This window comes from Algibacillus agarilyticus (assembly GCF_003286125.1).
Classification (GTDB): Bacteria; Pseudomonadota; Gammaproteobacteria; order Enterobacterales; family Alteromonadaceae; genus Algibacillus; species Algibacillus agarilyticus.
This window is the reverse complement of sequence record NZ_QMED01000070.1, coordinates 1-1,896: the sequence shown is the minus strand read 5'-3', so window position 1 is coordinate 1,896 and position 1,896 is coordinate 1. Positions and strand designations below refer to the sequence as shown.

General features: G+C 36.1%; 2 protein-coding genes and 1 pseudogene. 1 reads left to right on the top strand and 2 read right to left on the bottom strand.

Annotated elements, in window-relative coordinates:
- A partial coding sequence (locus tag DPX34_RS21535) for an IS110 family transposase (protein ID WP_157964591.1) occupies positions 1–501 on the bottom strand: 501 nt, incomplete at its 3' end.
- Positions 502–1,025: 524 nt separating this feature from the next.
- Here DPX34_RS21535 and DPX34_RS21530 point away from each other — a divergent pair.
- Complete coding sequence (locus DPX34_RS21530; RefSeq protein WP_111980450.1) at positions 1,026–1,565, top strand: hypothetical protein; 540 nt, start codon at positions 1,026–1,028, stop codon at positions 1,563–1,565.
- 39 nt (positions 1,566–1,604) lie between these two features.
- Here DPX34_RS21530 and DPX34_RS22185 read toward each other — a convergent pair.
- Positions 1,605–1,896, bottom strand: a pseudogene (locus tag DPX34_RS22185) (IS110 family transposase); the annotation flags it as partial.

Genomic DNA, 1,896 nt, shown 5'->3' with positions numbered 1-1,896 from the left:
ATAATTCTTCAACGTTGTGGTGATTTTATTTGTTAAATCTACACGGTCTTGCACGAGTTTACGACGATATTCAACCAGTTGGGCAAGCGACCTGACACTTTCGGTATCGGGTGTAATGACGCTCAATTTAGGCATATGCTGCTGTAATATTTCTAATTGGATAGCCGCGTCTGTTGGATCGTCTTTAGCCCCACTGAGTGTAAATGCCTTTCGGTATTTTGCTACGGTAGAGGGGTTTATAGTAAACAATACGATATGCTGAAATTTACTGAGCGCATAAATTAAAGGGCCTTTTTTTAATTCACAAGCGACAGCAACGGGTTGACCATTATATTTTTGTTTTAAAGTATTCGCCCAAGCATTAATAGCTTCTGGTTTTGAGGAAATAACGGTAAAAATGGGTTTGTCGCTTTTCTGTTCGAGTTCACAAACGTCGTGTTTACGATCTGCCCAATCGATAGCGATAAGGGCGGCAAAATCAGTAGGATTAAAAACTTTCATTTTTGACCTCCAAAGCGTAAAGTTAACCATGGAATATGGCAGTGGTATTGTTTCTCGCAGGTCTTATAGATAGTCGATATAGACGGCAATCCCTGAGTATGCGTATTGAAACAAGTGACTTCTGTTGCTCCGAAAGTCTTGTTATAAGCATCGAATGTTTTCGCTCAAATATTCGTAAGCAACAGAAGCATATTCCACCTATTAATAAGTTAGGTAAACTGATTAATTAATGGAACGGAGCAACTATAAGTCATTTCAGCAGGACAAAAAACAGTTTGTTTTTGCTCGTGCCTCGCTTATTTTAACCAACTATTTTTTACCTGTTAATTAGGCGTTGAGGCTGTAGAATTATTCAAAATGATAATTTCTATGGCTTTTTGTATGCGCAGAGAGTCGCTTTAAATGTGTTTTTCGCTCAATATGTCCTAGATTTCACATAGAAGTGCAATTTAGGGCTTAATTTTAATGATTTTATGAGCTGTTTTTTCTAAAAGAGAAATTCTACAGGCTCGTTAGAGGTAATCATGAAAGTGTGGCTCACTCTGATTTTTTTTCTTTTCCATAGCATTGCCGTCTCTGCTGAAGCTCCCAAATATTTTGATGACTCTGCTAGCGGTATATTCCTTCATAACAGTGAATCTGCTAAAAGTACCCTTAATGATATTGCACCTAATTGTGGAAAATATGAACTTAATGGTTATTGTTTTTTAAATCCTAAACGAAATCAAAAAATCACTTTTACTTTTCATGAGGGAAGTACAAAATTTGATATTTCGGAGATCTTTATTGAAGAGTACAAAGTTGATAAAAAAGTTAATTACCCAATATTTCCGATTGAGCTAGAGGCCTTTATTACATCAAAAGGCATTCAACTGGGAATTTCACTGAAAGAGCTAAAGTTAAAATTGGGTGAAGCTCATACTAAAAACGTTGATGATTACAGTTACAGAGTTGAATTTAATCCATATATTTTAAATAATTATAATATACCCGTTTATTATGGCTTTTATACTTTTAAAGAAAATAAATTAATTAGTTTTAAATATGGATTCGAATATCCGTAAATTACCTCTAACAACACGCCCTGAGGTGGACAGCAAGCATTAAGTTTTACTTTCTACCGCATATTTTAAGAGCGGTGAACCCTTACTTTTCAAGGCTTCTAGATAGGTTGATTCATCATATGCGGTGCTGGTTTTCCAGCACCGCAATAATTATATCCTGATCCACTTAAATGCCAACGCTCTGATGATGGTATTATGTGGTTTTCCTTTCGCTGCTTGTTGTTGATAATAAGCTTTAGCCCAAAACGAATATCGCACCGATTGACCTGCCCATTCAACAAATGTTTGCCGCAAAAATGTTGTGCATGAGTATCGCCAATGTATCCACTCT

Excerpts from the sequence above, each read along its gene's own strand:
- DPX34_RS21530 (WP_111980450.1), top strand. The coding sequence starts at position 1,026 with ATGAAAGTGTGGCTCACTCTGATTTTTTTTCTTTTCCATAGCATTGCC.